The 18371-nt window shown below is 65.7% G+C and carries 17 protein-coding genes; 10 read left to right on the top strand and 7 right to left on the bottom strand.

Going from position 1 to position 18371, the window contains the following annotated elements; genetic code table 11:
• Nucleotides 1-670: 670 nt before the first annotated feature.
• The 6 genes from HMPREF9058_RS00945 to HMPREF9058_RS00925 form a co-directional block, all read right to left on the bottom strand.
• Nucleotides 671-3856 (bottom strand): type I restriction endonuclease subunit R, encoded by a 3186-nt coding sequence (locus HMPREF9058_RS00945; RefSeq protein ID WP_009747647.1) that lies wholly within the window; start codon nt 3854-3856, stop codon nt 671-673.
• Complete coding sequence (locus HMPREF9058_RS00940; protein ID WP_139018911.1) at nt 3853-5148, bottom strand: restriction endonuclease subunit S; 1296 nt, start codon at nt 5146-5148, stop codon at nt 3853-3855. The genes HMPREF9058_RS00945 and HMPREF9058_RS00940 overlap by 4 nt, the downstream gene beginning before the upstream one ends.
• Nucleotides 5145-6695 (bottom strand): class I SAM-dependent DNA methyltransferase, encoded by a 1551-nt coding sequence (locus HMPREF9058_RS00935; protein ID WP_009405768.1) that lies wholly within the window; start codon nt 6693-6695, stop codon nt 5145-5147. Before HMPREF9058_RS00935 ends, HMPREF9058_RS00940 begins: the two co-directional genes overlap by 4 nt.
• Complete coding sequence (locus HMPREF9058_RS12875) at nt 6692-7513, bottom strand: hypothetical protein (protein ID WP_009747294.1); 822 nt, start codon at nt 7511-7513, stop codon at nt 6692-6694. Before HMPREF9058_RS12875 ends, HMPREF9058_RS00935 begins: the two co-directional genes overlap by 4 nt.
• A 20-nt stretch (nt 7514-7533) precedes the next feature.
• Nucleotides 7534-8637, bottom strand: coding sequence for a redox-regulated ATPase YchF (gene ychF / locus HMPREF9058_RS00930; protein WP_009405440.1), 1104 nt, complete (start codon nt 8635-8637; stop codon nt 7534-7536).
• Nucleotides 8638-8717: 80 nt separating this feature from the next.
• Nucleotides 8718-10268 (bottom strand): esterase family protein, encoded by a 1551-nt coding sequence (locus HMPREF9058_RS00925; RefSeq protein WP_009406347.1) that lies wholly within the window; start codon nt 10266-10268, stop codon nt 8718-8720.
• A 443-nt stretch (nt 10269-10711) separates the two neighbouring features.
• On the opposite strand from HMPREF9058_RS00925, the gene HMPREF9058_RS00920 reads away from it, so the two are divergent.
• From HMPREF9058_RS00920 to HMPREF9058_RS00875, 10 genes are all read left to right on the top strand, one after another.
• The gene (locus HMPREF9058_RS00920) at nt 10712-12007 is read left to right on the top strand and encodes a DNA recombination protein RmuC (protein WP_009406115.1); all 1296 of its coding nucleotides are present in this window, start codon (nt 10712-10714) and stop codon (nt 12005-12007) included.
• A gap of 158 nt (nt 12008-12165) precedes the next feature.
• The gene (locus HMPREF9058_RS00915) at nt 12166-12423 is read left to right on the top strand and encodes a GlsB/YeaQ/YmgE family stress response membrane protein (RefSeq protein WP_009747610.1); all 258 of its coding nucleotides are present in this window, start codon (nt 12166-12168) and stop codon (nt 12421-12423) included.
• A gap of 286 nt (nt 12424-12709) precedes the next feature.
• The gene (locus HMPREF9058_RS00910) at nt 12710-13186 is read left to right on the top strand and encodes an Asp23/Gls24 family envelope stress response protein (RefSeq protein WP_009406062.1); all 477 of its coding nucleotides are present in this window, start codon (nt 12710-12712) and stop codon (nt 13184-13186) included.
• Between the two features lie 33 nt (nt 13187-13219).
• Nucleotides 13220-13396, top strand: a complete 177-nt coding sequence (locus HMPREF9058_RS13565; protein ID WP_003789010.1) for a hypothetical protein — start codon at nt 13220-13222, stop codon at nt 13394-13396.
• A gap of 2 nt (nt 13397-13398) precedes the next feature.
• Complete coding sequence (locus HMPREF9058_RS00900; protein ID WP_009406016.1) at nt 13399-13815, top strand: Asp23/Gls24 family envelope stress response protein; 417 nt, start codon at nt 13399-13401, stop codon at nt 13813-13815.
• Complete coding sequence (locus tag HMPREF9058_RS00895) at nt 13812-14360, top strand: DUF6286 domain-containing protein (RefSeq protein ID WP_009747584.1); 549 nt, start codon at nt 13812-13814, stop codon at nt 14358-14360. The genes HMPREF9058_RS00900 and HMPREF9058_RS00895 overlap by 4 nt, the downstream gene beginning before the upstream one ends.
• A 13-nt stretch (nt 14361-14373) precedes the next feature.
• Nucleotides 14374-15021 (top strand): hypothetical protein, encoded by a 648-nt coding sequence (locus HMPREF9058_RS00890; protein ID WP_009405937.1) that lies wholly within the window; start codon nt 14374-14376, stop codon nt 15019-15021.
• Nucleotides 15011-15667, top strand: coding sequence for an RNA polymerase sigma factor (locus HMPREF9058_RS00885; RefSeq protein WP_009747321.1), 657 nt, complete (start codon nt 15011-15013; stop codon nt 15665-15667). Before HMPREF9058_RS00890 ends, HMPREF9058_RS00885 begins: the two co-directional genes overlap by 11 nt.
• Nucleotides 15664-16215, top strand: a complete 552-nt coding sequence (locus tag HMPREF9058_RS00880) for a hypothetical protein (RefSeq protein WP_009405750.1) — start codon at nt 15664-15666, stop codon at nt 16213-16215. Before HMPREF9058_RS00885 ends, HMPREF9058_RS00880 begins: the two co-directional genes overlap by 4 nt.
• Nucleotides 16205-16576, top strand: coding sequence for a hypothetical protein (locus HMPREF9058_RS00875; RefSeq protein WP_009406382.1), 372 nt, complete (start codon nt 16205-16207; stop codon nt 16574-16576). Before HMPREF9058_RS00880 ends, HMPREF9058_RS00875 begins: the two co-directional genes overlap by 11 nt.
• A gap of 150 nt (nt 16577-16726) precedes the next feature.
• Here the strand turns inward: HMPREF9058_RS00875 and HMPREF9058_RS00870 are convergent, their stop codons facing one another.
• The gene (locus HMPREF9058_RS00870) at nt 16727-18178 is read right to left on the bottom strand and encodes an amino acid permease (protein WP_139018956.1); all 1452 of its coding nucleotides are present in this window, start codon (nt 18176-18178) and stop codon (nt 16727-16729) included.
• Between the last annotated feature and the right edge of the window lie 193 nt (nt 18179-18371).

The following is an 18371-nucleotide window of genomic DNA, read 5'->3' as shown; positions in this document are numbered from 1 at the left end:
TGTTTCTGGACTGCTCGCGGCAGCCGACTTTCGTTGACCCACAGGCGGCGATCTGCCAGCCGACGAACCTGCAGCCTCGGCTCATGAGCGGCTTCGAGGCGCCCCTCTCATTGGCCGCAACTCGGGCGAGTCCTTTCAGCAGGCCTTCCACGGCCCGAGCTCCGTGACGGTCCAGCCCAGAGAAGTCCAGCCGGTGTTGGTATCGTGCTGAGCGAGACGTAACGACAGCGGGCGCGGCTACCAGCAACTATGCGGTCATAGTCGGGCCTCGCCTTGGTTCGGTCGATGGAGTTCCTCTACTGGGCCGCCTTGATCTCAACGAGCACCCAGCACCGGACCGGGCCGTAGTTCTCACAATCCTCACACTGGCGGTCGATAGCGAGCCCGTCCGTCTCGCGATCCTGGCTGATGCGTAGGTAACCGCAGCCCTACGCAGTGATGGAAATGGCATGGGGCACACGATAGACGCTCAGACGTTGGCACTGCCCGAAACAACACACGTCGCGCCACCCACAAATAGGCGTCACGTTGTTCTACTGGACAGCCTCACCGAAGCCCTCGATGCCAGCACCGAATTTTCGCGTATAGCCCGTACATCGCGATAGATCATGCCGGCTAGATCTAGCGACCCGTCCACGACGATAGGAGTCTTCGGCCAGACAACATCAGTTCAGGCAGTGTAAGCACTCTCTCCGTTGTCACCGTATGCCGTAAGCACGTGCTCCAACACCAGCTCAACCTTCTCGTTGAAGATTTCGGTAGTATACGGATCATCGGGAAGATTCTGGTCGAGTACTCGGCGGATAGTACTATCAACGTCGTTAAGTACGTCGATCTTACGGCGCCAGTCCTGGATAAGTTTCTCGTGCAGGTGCTCCAGCAACTTCCTAGCGCTAACCTTCACCCGCTCGCGCTCCTCGTCGGTGAGCTCCGGCTCGGGCTGGGTCAGCAGGTCGAAGATCGCGAGCTCTTCCTCGTTGAGGCCTTCGCGGACGCTGCGCTCCTCCTCGGCCGACAGAGTCTGCGATAGGTTGATGAGACGTTTGAGGTACTCGTCGATGTTCACACTGCCTGCATTATAAGCCGCGATGAGTTTCTCGATTCGCTCTACCAACTCGTACCGGGTCGGATTACGCATGACGGATGAGATCACCTGTTGCCGCAGTAGCTGGGCGAGGCGGTTGGTCTCAGCACGCTTTCGCTTGCCGAACTTGGCCGCCAATCCATCGAAATCAATCTGGCCGAGATCGATGAGCAGGTCAGGAGTGTCGCCTTCTGCCACGGCGCAAATAAGGTACTCCTCGGCCCCTAGGGAGCGATCGAGCAGGGCGTCCACCTCGTCGCTGAGGCCTCCGAGGTTCGGCGACGGCGGACGGGTTACCTCGGCGATCCGTTCAGAGAGAACTCGCACGGCAGCGACGGTACTTTGCTGCTTCACCGCCGCCGGATTCGGAAGCAGTGCCTTGAATAGCTTTCGTACCTGCCGCGCCTGCTGCTGAAACTCGGTGCGCGTCTCCTCGTCCACCAGCAGTGCTTCAACGGCGAGGTCGCGCTGAACGATGTGCTCGAAACCCCTGGCGTCCCGCATGGCCGCGAGGTCAACCCCGACACTCGAGCAGAAACCGGACAGTTTGCTGACGGCTGCGTCGAGTTCTCCGGCCAGGGCATCGATGATCTCGATCGGCGCGTCGCCGCCATCCCCCGCTCCATACACAGCGAGGGCCTTCTCTAGGTTCCGGAAGACGCCGACGTAGTCGACGATCAGACCGTTCTCCTTATCGGGAAAGACGCGATTCGCACGGGCAAGCGTCTGCATGAGCGTGTGGTTGCGCATGGGTCGGTCGAGGTAGACCGTTGAGACACTGGGCGCGTCGAACCCGGTAATCCACATCGCGCAGACGAACACAATGCGAAGCGGGTCCTTCGAGTCTTTGAACCTCTCCGCGAGGTCCTCACGGTTCATCCGTTCGCGGTGCGGCCGGATGTCGAGGCCGCGGTCGTCGAGCGTCTTCAATTCGTTCTGACTGGGTGAGACCACCACAGCCATATCCGTCGACTCCATGAGGTCGATCCGGGACGCCAACCACGCCCGCTCCAGTTCAGGCAGCGCGTCATGCTGCGCCTTAAGCTCGGTTAGATGCTCCACCCACGCCGTCTGGACGAGGTCGTACATCCGCACGGCCGCCGCCTTTTCCAGTCCGACGTACATCGCCTTCCCGGCGAATCCGCGGCCGACGAAGTGCTGCACCAGGTCCTTCGCGATGGCCTTGAGTCGCTCGGGGCGGGTCAACAGCGCGTATTGGGTGGCGAACTGGCGCGCCAGCTGTCCCTCGGCCTCGTCGTCGATCTCGGCCTCTTCGAGCAGCTCGTTGAGCTCCTCGGAGAAGTTCTCGTTGACCAGCTGCAGCTCGGGAATGCGATTCTCGTAGTACAGCGGCACGGTCGCGCCGTCGGCGATAGCGTCGCGGAAGTTATAGATGCTGACGTAGTCGCCGAACTGCTCCCGAGTGGCCTGCTCCTCCCCCGCGATGAGCGGGGTACCGGTGAATCCCATCATGGATGCGTTCGGCAGGGCGGTGCGCATGTTGAGCGCGAGAGTGTCGTACTGGCTGCGGTGCGCCTCGTCGGTGATAACGATGATGTCCGAGCGATCCGACAGCACCGGAATCTGTTGCTCACCCTTGGCCTTCGACACCTGGAACTTGTGGATCAGCGTGAAAACGTACCGGTGGTCGGCGGCGAGCAGCTCGCGCAGGTGCGCCACGGACTCGGCGTGTACGCGCGCCTCAGGCGAGATCGCACCAGCGTCAGCGAATTCGCCGTGCAGCTGCGTGTCGAGCTCGGTACGGTCGGTGACCATAACGAAGGTCCACTTGCCTGGCAGCTGACGCAGCACCTTCTGCGTGAACCACAGCATCGACAACGATTTGCCCGATCCTTGGGTATGCCAGAAGACCCCCAGACGCTTCTCGTGGTCGGCGCGCGCCCGTTGCAGGTTGTCGATCGCGGCGTTGACGCCGAGGTACTGATGCGATCGCGCGACCACCTTGATGAGCCCGCCCGGCCGTTCTAAGTAGGCAACAAAGTTCTCCAGTAGGTCGAGCAGCACCCGCGGGTCACACGTACCACGCAACGCTGTGGCCAGCGCTACCTCGCTCTGGTTGGACTTCGCGCGGGTGCCCTTGGCGTCGAGCACCAACCAGTCGTTGAAGAAGTTGTACGGCGAGTACGTTGATCCAACCTTAGCCTCCGCACCGTTGGACAGCAGCACGAACAGGTTCGGCACGAACAGCTGCGGAATTGTGTCACGGTAGTCGGTGATGTTCTCCTCGTACGCGGCTTTCACCGCCTCGTTCGGCTTCTTGAACTCCATGAGCACGAGCGGAATACCGTTGACGAAGAGCACGAGATCGAGCCTGCGGCTGTGCAGGTTGCCCTTGACCCACACCTGTTCTGCAGCCAGCAGGTCATTCACCGTGGGCCGGGCGAGGTCGATGAAGCGAAGCGTTTCGATCTGTTTCTCCCCGAGTTTGTCCACCCACTCGGCATGGTAACCGTCGCAGACAAGGTCTCGGACCTCCTGGTTGGCACGCACCGGGTCCATTGCCGAGCGGTCCTTGGTGAGTGTCTCGATCGCTTCCTCGATCGCAGAGAGCGGCACGTACGCTGGGTTGAGGTCACGCATTGCCGACCGCAGCCGGTAGGTGAGCACAACGTCTCGGTGTGAGTCACGTCCGAGTGTTCCCGCCCGACCCAACTCCTCAGCGTACGCATCGACAGTGGACCACCCCAGCTGCACCAACAGGTCTACACTGGGTTTCTCCACGTACCAGTACTCCGGACCGGTAGGTGTCATCCGACTACCTCCTTTGCAACCACCGCGTCCAGGTCTAGCCCGGACACATCGATCTGACCCGTCACGAGTTTGGGGAGCAGGAGGTCGCGGGCCGCCGACAACGCTGAGATCTGCCCCGCAAGTATGTTGCCCGTCTTATGCATCGGGTCGATCAACTCTGCAAACGCCTGGGCGACCGGGCGACTCGGCTGGGCGAGACTCAATTGCTCGACGTCGGAACGCCGAAGTTCGGTCTGTCCTGTTGCTCCAGTCCCCAACCGTTCAAGCGTGGGCTGCTCTGACATCAACGACATACCATACCAACAGACATATGCTTCGTCAGTGGCGCGACAGATCGTTACGTGAGAATCGACGGTGACACCTTCCCGAGGCCCCCGGTAGACGCCGACACGGCCAAGGGTACCCACACCGGTAGAGTTGATAAGAACGTCACCCGGACGAACTTGCTTCGCTCCCGCAACGCCCCGACCATGCCGCCGCGCGAGATCGAGCGTCACCCGCCCATCTCGAATACACCTTTGGTTGATGACTCGCCACTCGCCGTCCTCCGAGTACTTCGGTGCGATCCCGCGTGCCAGAACGGAGGATATGTCACCCAGCTGGCAAACCTGCCAACCCTCTGGAACTGGGCCGAGCGGTGAGTCGACGATGGGGACGTCCTGGTGGCCCGGGAAGCGGAGCTTCACGAACCACTCGCGGTAGATGGCCCGCGCCATCTCCTCCAGCACCTCGATCCGCCTCCAGTTCTTCTCGATCAGGTCATCCATCGAGGTCAGAACTTCGGCTACGCGGCGCTGGATGCCGACCGGCGGGAGCGAAACGTCGAAGTGTTCCAAGAAAGGCTTCCACTTGAAGTTCGTTATGCCCGTCGACTGAACCTGGAAGCTTTCAAGCCTGCCGTCACGATATCCCAGCTGGAGGTCTCGGAAAACGTACGCAGGTACAGCCAACTCAGGATCTATCCGAACAAGCTTGCAAAAGCTCGCGCACATGACTGGATGATCGAAGCGAGCAAGCAACTCATCCGTCACGTACAAGGCGCGCCCCACCGGCTGCCCCTTACTACCCCCGGACACCTCGAAAACGATGTCCCCTGCCTGGAGGCTGCGGGAAGCAAGGTTGGACGACTTGTGAAAACGAAGCGGCACCGATCTCAAATCGCCAACAGCCACCCTGGGTATGTCGGTGCCGCGAATGACGTAAGCGGGTGTATCCGAGGTTGGATTCGGAGTCTCGGTACCCCACCCGCCCCCAATGTGGTGGGAAACGATGCCACCAAACCTGACGGTCATGATCCAAGAACCCCGTTGATCGCCGCGTCGACCTGGATACGGAGGGCGTCGGCCTCATCGCTGAGTTGAGTGAACTCCTCATGTAGGCGTCGTAGGTCGCCCAAGAAGTCGACGTCTTCTTCGTCGACGGCGGCGGTGCCGGTGTAGCGGCCAGGGTTGAGGCTCCAGCCCTGTTCCTCAATCTCGGCGCGGGTGGCGATTTTGCACAGGCCGCCGACGTCGACGTACTGGCCGCCAGGGAAGTTCTGCTCAAGGAGTTTGTTACCGCCGTCAACAGTCTGGACTTCTTCGCCGCGATAGAGCCTCACGATGTTGGAAATGAACTCGATATGTTCCGCGGTGAAGTCGCGGTGGGCGCGGTCGATCTGGTGGAAGATGTGCCGGGCGTCGATGAAGAGCACTGTGTCCTCCCGTTCAGTGCCCAGCTTTCCTTTGTCAAGGAACCACAGCGTCACCGGCAGGGTGACCGTGTAGAAAAAATTCGGCCCGACAGCCACCATCACATCGACGGTGCCGGACTCAATGAGCTGCTGACGGATCTCCTTCTCAGAGTATCCGGCGTCGCCCGCGGAGTTGGCCATGACAAATCCGGCGCGCCCCTTGGTCGAGAGAGCGGCGTAGAACTGCTGGATCCAGATGAAGTTGCCATTGTCAGCCTTGGGCACACCGAAAGGGAAGCGCTTGTCGCCTGCGAGCTGGTCCTTCTTGATCTTGTCGACGTTGAACGGCGGGTTGGCCATGACGAAATCGAATGAGCCGACGGCCTTGTGTGGGTCCTCGTAGTAGCTGTTGGCCTGGCGAATGTCACCAGACAGGCCGTGCAGGGCGAGATTCATCTTCGCCAAAGGCACGGTGTCCTCGGTCTTCTCGGTGCCGAAGATCGACAACTTGTAATTGGCTGTCTCGTGGTGGCGCTCGACGAACTTCGCACACTGGACGAACATTCCGCCCGACCCACAGGCCGGGTCGAACACGCGCCCCTGGAAGGGCTGCAGGATCTCGACGATCAGACGCACGATCGAGTACGGGGTGAAGTACTCGCCACCACCCTTTCCTTCCTGGGCAGCGAAGTTGGAGAGAAAATCCTCGTAGATGAACCCGAACGCGTCGCCTTCAAGCTGGGTGGGTAGTGGGGCAAACAGGCGAAGGAGTTCGATAAGGGTCGAGCGTTCAAGCTTCTGATACCCGCGTGGCAGGACGTCCTCCAGCTCTGGGTTTGTCTCTTCGATACCCTTGATCGCGTCGTCAGTCGCCTTGCCAATGTCCTCCCCCTCTGGCAGGTTCACTATGTAGGACAGGCGAGACTCATAGGGCACATAGAGCACGGACTTCGCCTTGTAATCCGCGACGGTGGCCGGGTTGCGCCTCGTGGCGCCAGCCTCGACTGCAGCACGCACCGTATCGAACCTGTTCTCCGCGTACGCCAAGAACACGAGGCCCAGCACTGGATCTCGGTACTGCATAGGTGTGAGCTTGGAGTTAGCGCGAAGCTCATCTGCCGCGGACCATAGTGTCGCGCGGACTTGTGCGAGATCAGAAAATTTCATTCCGCCTCCTCAATGGGAGATACTTCCGGCTCGGGTTTCATTGTCACGAAGACTTCGTCGATAAATTTTGATACTTCATGACCCCCAAGATTAACCATAGGCGCGCTACGCTCTGATGAAGGTTCCAGATATTTCCCAAAGGGGGGAATCCGCACTGGGCGCTTCGGCATCATGCGATACCAGGGCGGCGGCTCATAAAAGGGGGGTGTAAACTTACCCGGATCATCCCAGTAGGACGGCATATAGGCTTCAATATACGGCCATGAAGCAGCATCTACGGCCGCTTGGAGCTGGCGAATCTCTTCGAACTTTTCAGACTCTTCCTGTCTGGATCCGGAACGCGCAAGGAAGAATGAGTCCAGCGCTGCTCCCAGGCGGTCATGACAGGCTAGAAGCGCTAAGAAATTTGTATCGGCATTTGGAGTCAACGCAAGGATTGCCACCTGTGAATTATATGCTCGCAGGCACCGCATGAGCTCCTCTCGAACTTGCGGGTTTTTGAGATTCTGCCACGACATCCCCGCGTGACTAACAGCTTCCCACCCCATTTCAGCAGTCACCCGCACCGCATTACCAGTAACAGCGGTCCGCTTTGAGCGCTCACGCCTTACCGCAAGCCAATCAGTAAACCACGCGGTGAGCACGGCGAAGATCACCATGGAGAACAGCGCCGTAATCATGGCATGACCCAACGCGAATACCTGGAACCGAGCCCAAAAGAGGTCAGCCAGCACAGCTCCTAGCCCTAAGACGCACGCCACCATCGGCGGCCAGAACTCCAGCAGGTTGGCCACCCGCGCCCAAGTAAAGAACCGCACGACCCCTTTCCTGAGACGCTTCAATTCTTGCCACCAAACGTAAGTCCTGTCCTAAACTCGACCACGTCTCCGTCTGCCATGACGTAGTCCTTTCCTTCCATGCGCACTCGGCCGTGAGCGCGGGCTTCGGCAACGCTGCCGTACTGGACCAGGTCATCGTAGCTCACGATCTCGGCCTTGATAAAGCCTCGCTCGAAGTCCGTGTGGATGACGCCCGCCGCCTGGGGCGCCGTCGCGCCCTTGCGGATCGTCCACGCGCGGGACTCCTTCTCCCCCGCCGTCAGATACGTCTGCAGCCCCAGCGTGTCAAACCCAACCCGGGCCAGCTTGTCCAGGCCGGACTCCTCCTGCCCGTTGTCGTGCAGCATCTCCGCCGCCTCCTCGGGCTCCAGCTCCACGAGCTCGGCCTCGAACTGGGCGTCCAGGAAGATCGCCTCCGCCGGCGCCACTAGCTCGCGCAGCTCGGCCTGGCGGGCCTCGTCGTTCATCCCGGCGTCGTCCATGTTGAACACATAGATGAAGGGCTTGGTGGTCATGAGCTGGAAGGTCTTGAGCACCTCCGCGTCAATCCCTGCCGCCTCGGCCCCGGCGGACAGCAGCGTCCCCTCCTCCAGGACCTTGAGGGCCGCCTGCGCCGTCTCCAGCACCACCGGCTCAGTCTTCCTACCCCGCACCTCCTTCTCCAGGCGCGGGATCGCCTTCTCCAGGGTCTGCATATCCGCCAGCACCAGCTCGGTGCTGATCGTCTCGATGTCCCCGGCCGGCTCCACCTTCCCATCCACGTGGACCACGTCCGGGTCCTCGAAGGCGCGCGTCACCATGCAGATGGCGTCCGCCTCGCGGATGTTGGCCAGGAACTGGTTGCCCAGCCCCTCGCCCTCGCTGGCGCCGCGCACGATCCCGGCGATGTCCACGAAGGAGACCGTCGCCGGCACCACCCTCGCGGAGTGGAACAGCTCGGCGAGCTTGTCCAGGCGCGCGTCCGGCAGGGGCACAACCCCCACGTTCGGCTCAATGGTCGCGAACGGGTAGTTGGCGGCCAGGACGGTCGCGCGGGTCAGAGCATTGAACAGGGTGGACTTGCCGACGTTGGGCAGTCCGACGATTCCGATGGTAAGTGCCACGCAGGAGAGTTTAGACGGCCCCTGTGACACTGTGCGCCCCGACGGCGTCTCCGGGCCGGGTCACGCCGTCGGCACCCCGCTTACTTACCGGCCCTCTCGTTCACCCGGACCGAGGCCCGCAGATCACGCCACGAGGTGTAGAAGCCCCCGCTGGCGTTGGCCCCGATCCCGGCCGTGACCGCAACCAGGCCCGCCGCCACCAGGATCACCACGACCCGCCCCAGGATCGCGCCGCCCAGCCGCGCCACCGACCGCCTACCGCCATCGCGCCGTCGGCCCCAGCGGGGTGACCAGAACATGACCACCCCCAGCGCCCCCAGCGAGGCGACCACGGCCACGATGATCGTGCCCAGACCGTTGATCTCGAACGGCATGGCGCGCACCGGCGAGACCGACCCCACCACGCGCTGGTCCTTGGGCGTCTCCGACAGGGGCTTCACACCGGCGGCGGTGGCCTTGGCCCAGGTATCGCCCTGGGGCGCCGTCACGCCGGCCGCCTTGAACACGGCCGGGTCCGAGCCCCACCACGTCAGCAGCGACGGGAAGTAGTTGTTCCACAGGGTCCAGGAGTGCCCACCCGAGGCCGGGGTGTCGACCGTCAACGAGTCCGGCTTGCGCACCGCGTCATCCATGAGCCAGGCGGCCCGGGCCGCACCGGAGGAGTCGTCCTGCGCCCCCAGGACGTAGAAGCGCATGCCGTCGGGCTTGCGCTTCCCCAGCATGGTGGACAGCCCGTTCTGCGCCTGGAGCGTCTTGCCGCTGTGCGCCAGCGAGCCCTCACCGGGCAGGTCGTAGGACGACATGACCCCCACCGCGCCGAAGCGCTGCGGGACGTCGTAGGCGGTCCGGGCCGCGCAGTAGGCGCCCGCAGAAATCCCCATAATCATCCAGCCGGCCCGCTGCGTGGTGACGTTGGGGAAGGTCGCCTGGATCATGCGGGGAATCTCCTCCGCGGTCCAGGTCCCCACGGCCGGGCGGCCGGCGATGTTGACGCAGTCGGGCTGGCCGCCGTCCACGTTGAGCGAGGGGAACACCAGGATCGACGGCGGGATGCGGCCGGCGTCGATCGCCTCCTGGAGCCGCTGAGGTGAGGCGATGCCCGTCACCAGGGACTGCGGGTCACCGACCCAGCCGTGGAGCCCCTCGAGGACGTTGTAGGTGCGGCCGTCGTCGGGCCGGTAGCCCGCCGGCAGGACGACGCGCACCGGCAGCTTGATGCCGCTGACCGGGCCGGTCCAGGTGGCCTCCTTCGAACCGTCGCCGACGTCGTGGAAGGAAGCCTTCCAGGCCGAGGCCGGGACGGCACCGTAGGCGGATGCCTGCGGCAGGGGCGCGATGCGAGAGGTGGCCTGGGTGCGAGGGGTCAGGGCTTTGACGACGTCGCCGACGTTGCGCACGTAGTGCATGGGCCGGTTGATGAGCAGGCCCCCAAGCACGATGACGAGCACCACCGGCACGCCCACCATGACGGTGCGCGCCGTGTAGCGGCCCACGGCCCGCAGTACCGCGCGCAGCGTGGGGCGGGCGAGTCGGGTGGGACTGTCCGCGCCGCTGGCACGCGTGGTGGCCGGAACAGTTCGCGGCAGAAGGACCGCGGCGACGATGGTGGTCAGAACGGCAAGGACCAGCACGACTGCGATCGTTCGGAGGCTGGTCAGCGGGATGCTGCGCAAGAGGCTCACGTCCGATAAGCATGGCACCACCTGCCCAAATACCCATCATCCAGGAGTCGCAGAAGGACCGTGCTCTTGGTCTCCTCCCCTCCGCCGTAGGCAGGATCGGGCAGGACCCAGGACTGTTGCCCCAGGTCCGAACGGTCGGTTGGTACATGCCCGGGAGAAATATGCCCGACGACGCCGCAGGAGCGGGCCGGTGGGCCGGATCGGCGAGCAGGCGGGTGGGCCGGATCGGCGAGCAGGCGGGTGGGCCGGATCGGCGAGGCGGGGTCGTGCCGGTCCGTTCGACGGACGGACGGGCCGGTCGAACCAGCCAGGCGGGGCGATCTGCGCAGGCGGGGCTCCGGGGGGCTTAAGGGCGCCGAATAGATGTCGCACCTCTGGGGCACCATCAGTTCATGAGCTCCTCAGCGGTCCTTCTTCCCATCCTGCTGCTCCTCGTCGGCCTGGTGATCGGCGCGGTCATCGGCTACCTCGGTGCGCTCGCCCGGCGCACCACCGCGCACCAGTCCGAGGGCGAGCAGGTGGCCGAGCTGCGAGCGCAGGCCGCCCAGTGGCAGGCCCGGGCCGAGGAGCTGTCCTCGCGCACCCAGGTGGCCGAGGAACGCGCCGAGCGGGACGGCTCCGTGCTGCGGGCGCTCGCACCTGTACGCAGCCAGCTGGAGCAGGTGGGGGCCCGGGTGGAGTCCTTGGAGAAGCAGCGGGCCGAGCAGCACGCGGCCCTGGCCGAGCAGCTGAGGGCCACCGCCCTGCGCGAGCAGGACCTGGCCCGCTCCACGGCCTCTCTGGAGGGGGCGCTGCGCTCACGCTCGGCACGCGGCATGTGGGGTGAGGTCGAGCTGGCCCGGGTCCTGGAGGCCTCCGGGATGATGCGGCACGTGGACTTCTCCGAGCAGCGCACCATCGGGGCTCTGGTCCAGCGGCGCGGTGGCCCGGCCGGCGCACCGGGCGCAGTGGGCTCAGTGGGCTCGGCGGGTTCGGTGGGCTCGGCCGCCGGTGAGGGTGCTGCCGGCCGCTCCCGTCCGGACGTCGTCGTCCATCTGCCCGGGGAGGGATACCTGGCCGTGGACGCGAAGGCGCCCATGGACTCCTACCTGGCGGCCACCACCGTCCAGGGCTCCGGCCCCGAGGACGAGGAGCGGCGCGGGCAGCTTCTGGAAGCTCATGCCCGGGCGCTACGCGGGCACGTCGACCAGCTCGCCGCGCACCGCTACGACCGGGCACTGGGGGACTCCCCCGAGCTCGTGGTCCTCTTCGTCCCGGCGGAGGCGGTGCTCTCGGCCGCCCTGGAGGCGGATCCCGCACTCCTGGAGCACGCGCTGGGGCGCGGCGTCGCCCTGGCCTCGCCCGTGTCGCTGCTGACCCTGCTGCGCACCTGCGCCACGGCCTGGGCCCGCACTGCCGTCAACGACGACGCCCGCGAGCTGCTGGAGCTCGGCCGCACCCTCTACGAGCGCCTGGGGACCGTCGCCGGTCACCTCGACACCCTCGGTGGGGCACTGCGGCGCAGCGTCACCGCCTACAACAAGGCGGTCGGCTCCATGGAGAACCGCCTCCTGGTAACCGCCCGCTCCCTGGAGACCCTCGGGGAGCAGGTGGACTCCCCCACGCTCATCAGTGCCGACGCCGCCCAGATACGCACCTTCACCGCACCCGAGCTCACCGCCGACGGGCACCCCATCTCCATGTCGTAACGCATGCCACACTCTCAGTCCGTGACGATTGACGCTTCCATGGCGTCTATCAGGCAGCGTTGCCTGCCATCTCATGACTGGCTGACACGCTGCCAGAACGTTTCCATACCCGGTGGGCGGATGCCTCCCCTCATCGGACCTTCTCGGAGGAAGTCATCATGCTGTCATTCATCGGAATGATTATCGCCGGTGCCGTGCTCGGCGCCCTCGCCCGCCTCGTCATGCGGGGCGAGCAGAACATCTCGGTCCTCTGGACCATCGTGCTGGGCGCCGTGGGCGCACTCGTCGGAGGCGCGGTCGCCAGCTTCTTCGGCGTCGCCCACACCAACGGCATCGACTGGATCCGTTGGGCCCTGTCCCTCGTCGCCGCCATCGTGGCGATCTCCGTCTACCTGGGCGTCACCGGCCGCAAGTAGCCCTTCAGCGCCCTGAAGCGGGTTCCGCAGAGGCAGCCACCGCCTCCACGGAACCCGCTTCAATTTTTGTGACGCAAGCCATGACGCAAGGTCGTGAGGATTCCCCAGCTTGCGGCGTCCTACCTACAGCGCGGCAATCAAGACGGGTAGCAACACCAGTCAGTCACGTCGGCCACTCACCCGAGCGGGCCACGGCAGCCACTACGGCGCCGTGACGGACCAGTTGCTGGGCCGCGCGCCACACATCCCGTCACCATCCATTCACGGATCAACGAAAGAGGCTCCTATGAGCAACAACGCCATCCCCCAGACCGGTCAGCAGCGCGAGCGCAACGAGCAGGCCGAGGAGGACAAGACCCCCCGCGGCCCCCTCCAGACCTCGCACGGCGTGACCACCATTGAGGAGAACGTCGTCGCCAAGATCGCCGGTATGGCCGCTCGTGAGGTGCCCGGCGTCTACGACATGGGCAACGCCGTGCGTCGCGCCTTCAGCGCCGTGACCGACCGCATCCCCAACGCCCAGACCAACGTCGCCGGCGGCATCAGCGTCCAGAAGGGCGAGACCCAGGCCGCCGTCGAGGTCACCGTGGTCGTTGAGTACGGTGTCTCCATCGTCGAGGTCTCTGACGCCATCCGCCGCAATATCATCGAGCAGATCGAGGGCACCACCGGCCTGGAGGTCGTCGAGGTCAACATCAACGTCACCGACGTCCACCTGCCCGACGACGACTCCGGCAGCTCCGAGGCCGCCGACCTCAAGTGACCCGTCCTGACGCCCTGATCTGAGGAGCTCTCAATGAAGACAACGTACCTGGCCCTCCTGGTGGGCCTGTTCCTTGGCACCATTCTCGCCTTCGGCTCTTTCGCCGACTTCGTCCTGGTGGCCCTGTGCGGCGCGGCCGGACTGGGGGTGGGCCTCTACCTGGAGGGCCGGGTCGATGTCCACAGCATCCTGGATCGGCGAAAGAAGTGACGATGGCGACCGCTACCCAGCCCGCCATCACGCAGCCGGGGCCCGCCCAGGACGAGGCCTCCTCCTGGGAGCAGCGCGGCACCACCACCATTCCGGCCAAGGTCGTCGCCCAGATCGCCGCCCAGGCCGCCTATGAGACCGGCAACGTCGGCTCCAACGCCGGGGGGCTCCTGGGAATCGGCGCCCGCCGCAACTTCGCCTCCCGGCCGGAGGCCCAGTGCGAGCTCTACGGGCAGGTCGCCGTCCTCCACCTGGACCTCGGCCTGGTCTTTCCCACGCCACTGTCCTCCACCGTTGACGATCTGCGCGCCCACGTGCGCGGCCGCGTCGAGCACCTCACCGGGCTGAGCGTCGGCAAGATCACCATCGAGATCTCCTGGCTCAATCCGAGCAGCCACGTCAGGAAGAGCCTGAAATGAGAACACCCGTCCCGAAACTCATTCGTCGCCCCTCTCGCAGCACCCCCAGTGTCATCCTGGCACTGCTGCTGCTCACGGCCGGAGGCCTGGGGGCCTGGCTGGCGGGGCACCGGATCATCACCGGCACCTGGCCGGACCGCACCGTCACCACGCTCGACGCCATCGGCTCTGCCATCCTCGGCTCCGTCGCGGTGCTCGCCGCCGCCGGGATCGCCGCGGTGTGCGCCCTGGCCATGATCCTCGCGGCCCTGTGGCCGGGTCTGCCCGAGCGCGTCGCGCTCCTCCCAGACACCGTCCCCGGCCAGACCGCGGTGAGGCGCCGTGACCTGGCCAGCCTGGTGAGGACCCAGGTCGAGCAGATCGGCGGGGTCCACTCCGCCACCGTCACCACCCGTCGCTCCAGGGTCGACGTCGTCGTCCTCAGTGTCCTGGACGACCTCGCCCCGGTGCAGGAAGCCGCCCGTAAGACGACCGACGAGGCCCTGGAGACACTCCAGCCCGCGGGCATCACGCGCAGCCGCGTGCGGATCAAGCGCACGAGCTGAAGGAGATACGACCATGCGTTCAGTTTCTGGTGTCCTCAACCGGACGGCCCTGGCCGGCTGCGGGCTTCTCATCGCGGCGGCGTCATCCTGGGTCCTGGCCTCCGGCCTCAGTGCCGGTCGCTCCTGGCCCGATGCCGCCCCCTACCTGGCCACGGCGCAGGACCGAGTCGGCGGCCTCATCGCAGCCCAGGCGCACTGGCTCCTGCCGGTGGCCGCGCTGGTCTCCGTGCTCGCCGTCATCGCCGGGTTGGTCCTGCTCGCCATGCAGATCCCCCGCAAAGCGGCCGCCTCCCCCCTGAGGCTTAGCGACTCCGAGGGCGTCCTCATGGCCACCGTCGCCCCCGAGGTCCTGTCACAGGCCCTGTCCGAGCGGGCCGAGGACGTCCCCGGGGTGGAGCAGTGCGCCGTGTGGGTCACCGGTTCCCCCAGCAGTCTGTGGGTGCAGGCGGACGCCACCGTGTCCCAGGACTGCGAGGTCGCATGGGCCGTGGCGGAGCTCAGGGGCCGGCTCGAGGATGACGTGACCACGTCCCTGGGCACGCGCCCCCGGCAGGTCGACGTCCTGGTGGGGCTGGAGCGCTCCACGAGCAAGCGCAGCGTCTCGCAGACCGTCACGGGGCAGCACTCGCCCAAGACCATCGGGAACGGCGATGGCGCGTGAGACGCGGGACGAGGCCGCAGCGGCGCATCGCCCGCGTCCAGACCACGCCGCACAATCGAGCGTCTCGTCCACCGCGTCGCATGACAAGGACCGCTACCTGGTCCTGCGCGCCCAGGACGGAGACATCAACGCCTTCGAGCAGCTCGTCGAGCGTTATCAGGGCCGCCTGTTCCGCACCGCCTACATGATCGTGCGCAACCGTCACGACAGTGAGGACATCGTCCAGGACACCCTCATCCAGGCCTGGCGCAGTCTTCACCTCGTCAGGGAGCCCGCCGCCTTCCGGGGCTGGCTCATGCGGATCTGCACCAACAAAGCCACCAGCATGGCGCGCAAGCGTCAGCGCCGGGCCACCGACGCCTACGACGCCGAGGGCCTGGAGACCGCGAGCGCCATGGCGGAGACGACGTCGAACAGCACCGCTGACCCGGCCGATTCCAGCGAGGTCAACGCCCAGATCGAGGCGCTGGCCGACCTGTTGGCCTCCGTGCAGCCCGAGCTGCGCATCGTCTGGGTGCTCCGAGAGGTCGACGACATGTCCTACGAAGAGATCGCCCAGACCCTGAACCTGACCGAGTCCACCGTCCGAGGGAGGCTGGCACGCGCCCGTTCTCTCGTCATGCGCCAGATGAAGGAGTGGGCATGAGCACCGTCAACCAGCTCTCACACAGCGTCCGACGCGCGACGGCGTCGGCCACCAAGTCCTTCGCCCGGTCTCATGAGCAGGACGACGCCGACACGCGGGAGTACCAGCGTCTGATCGCCTCCCTGCACGAGGAGTGGGACCGGCTGGAGTCTCAGGCGAGCGCCTCGGTCATGCCCAAGCGCCACCTGATGGATGCCATCCTCGCCGAGACCCGTCACGGCGCCCAGGTGGAGATGCCCGCCACCGACCTGGGCCCCTACAGCATGTCCGAGTTCTCGCTGCGGGCGCTCATCCGACGCACCGTGGACGGCGTGCCCGGGGCGCGCGCCCTGTGCTCCGCCTGCGAGCACGCGCCCTCAGGCGAGGGTCACCGCGGCCTGGGGGTTCCACAGACCATCTCCTGCCGGATCTCCGCCCACCTCAGCGTGGACAGCCTGCCGCAGCTCGGCCAGCAGGTGCGCGACGCCGTTCGGGCCGCCTGCCATGAGAACCTTAGGGTGTCCCCAACCGTCAACGTCCACATCGAGGATCTCCACGATGACGACTAGTCTCTCAGCGGCCGAGCTGGCCCACCTGGTCACTGCTGTCCCCGGCGTCCGAGCAATCGAGCCGGGGATCGGCAGCACGTTGAGGGCGCTCGATAGCCGCATGCGCCAGCAGGATCCTCAGCAGGCCCGCTTCGGAGTGATCGTCGAGGAGGGCTCGAGCCGGGCCGTCATCGAGATCGGTATCGATGGCTCACGGCCCGTCAAGGACATCGTGCGCGACGTCCAGGAGGCCATCATCGGCTCCCTGTCCCAGGCGAACGAGTCCGACGGCGCCTCCGAGGCCCAGGAGGGCTCCGGCTCCTCCGACGTCGGGGAGGAGAACATGCCTCAGGTCACGGTGCGGGTCCAGTCCCTGCTGTAGGCGCTCAGCCCACAGCAGCACCAACCTCGTGCAGGTTCCAGCACGAGACGACGTCGGGGCACCGGTCAGATGATCGGTGCCCCGACGTCGGTCATGGGGTACAAGGGGCGAGCCCAGCGGCCACGGAGGTTCGGCCGGGCTCAGCCAGGCTCAGCTGCGCTCGTCAACAACGGCGCCCGAGACGTCGGCCTCCTCCAGGCGCACCATGCGCGACCCGGTCACCAGGCGGTGCCCCAGCCAGATGGCCCCAAAGACCGGCAGTCCGATGTAGGAGGAGAGCACCTCCACCAGCTGGCCCTTGAAGACCGCCTCGTAGTTCTGGCCCAGGATCACCAGGGCGCACAGGGTGAAGGCCAGGACCGGCCCCAGCGGGAACCAGGGCGCCTGGTAGGGGAGGTCGGCCGGGTCGTTGCCCTGGAGCACGTAGGCGCGCCGGAAGCGGAAGTGGCACACGGCGATACCCAACCACACGATGAAGCCGCACAGGGCGGAGACGTTGAGCAGCCACGTGTAGGCGGTGTCCTGTCCCACCACGGCGGTCAGGAAGCCGGCGGCCCCCACCAGCGCCGTCGCCCCCAGGGCCCGCACCGGGACCCCATGGCGGTTGACATAGGCGAACCAGGCCGGTGCCTGGCCCTGCAGGGCCATCGAGTGCAGCATGCGGGTCGAGGCGTACAGGCCCGAGTTCCCGGCGCTGAGCACGGCGGTGAGGATGACCGCGTTCATGATGGCGGCCGCGATCCCGATCCCCGCCCGCTCGAAGACCAGGGTGAAGGGCGAGTAGGAGATGTCGGAGGTATCCGAACGCAGCAGGTTGGGGTCGGTGTACGGAACCAGGAAGCCGACCACCGTGATCGCCCCGATGTAGAAGATCATGATCCGCCAGAACACCGTGTGGATCGCCTTGGGCACGTCCCGGCGCGGGTTGCGGGCCTCACCGGCCGCCACGCCCACCAGCTCGGTGCCCTGGAAGGAGAACCCGGCCACCATGAACACCGACACGATGGCCAGCATCCCGCCGTGGAAGGGGGCGTCGCCGGTGGTCCAGTTGCTGAAGCCCGGGGACGTCCCACCGATGATGCCGGCGATCATCGCCAGGCCTGCCACGAGGAAGACGATGACCGTGACCACCTTGATGGCCGACAGCCAGAACTCCCCCTCCCCGAAGGCGCGGGCGGACAGAGCGTTGAGCGTCGTCAGCAGTGCTAGGAACAGTGCCGCCCAGATCCACGAGGGCACCCCCGGCAGCCAGTAGCCCATGACGATTCCGGCGGCCACCAGCTCGGCCGCCACCGTGATCGCCCAGTTGAACCAGTAGTTCCAGCCCATGGCGAAGCCGAAGGAGGGGCTGACGAACCTGGTGGCGTAGGTCTGGAAGGAGCCGGCCACCGGCATGTGCGCCGTCATCTCGCCCAGGGACTGCATGAGCAGCAGCACCATGAGGCCGATGGCCGCGTAGGCGACCAGGGCGCCGCCCGGGCCGGCCGTAGAGACCGTGGCGCCCGAGGCCACGAACAGCCCCGTGCCGATGGCGCCGCCGATAGCGATCATCTGCATGTGCCTGTTGGTCAGGCTCCGGTGCAGCCCGCCGTCCTCCTCCAGGGTCTCGTTGGAGACCTGGCCGGAGCCGCCGGAGACCACCGCGCCCACGGGGTCTGCGGAGGTCACAGGGTCAGCACTGTCGGAGCTGCCGGCGCCGTCGGCAGCGGGCCGCCCACCCGACGCGGCGGGGGCAGGGCCACTGGGGGCCGACTCGTCATGAGAATGTGTCACCCGACCGAGGGTAATGGTCACC

Origin of the sequence: Actinomyces sp. oral taxon 175 str. F0384 (assembly GCF_000223355.1) — a bacterium.
Classification (GTDB): domain Bacteria; phylum Actinomycetota; class Actinomycetes; order Actinomycetales; family Actinomycetaceae; genus Actinomyces; species Actinomyces oris.
Note: the sequence above shows the minus strand (reverse complement) of the source record. Positions and strands in the feature narration are given on the sequence as shown.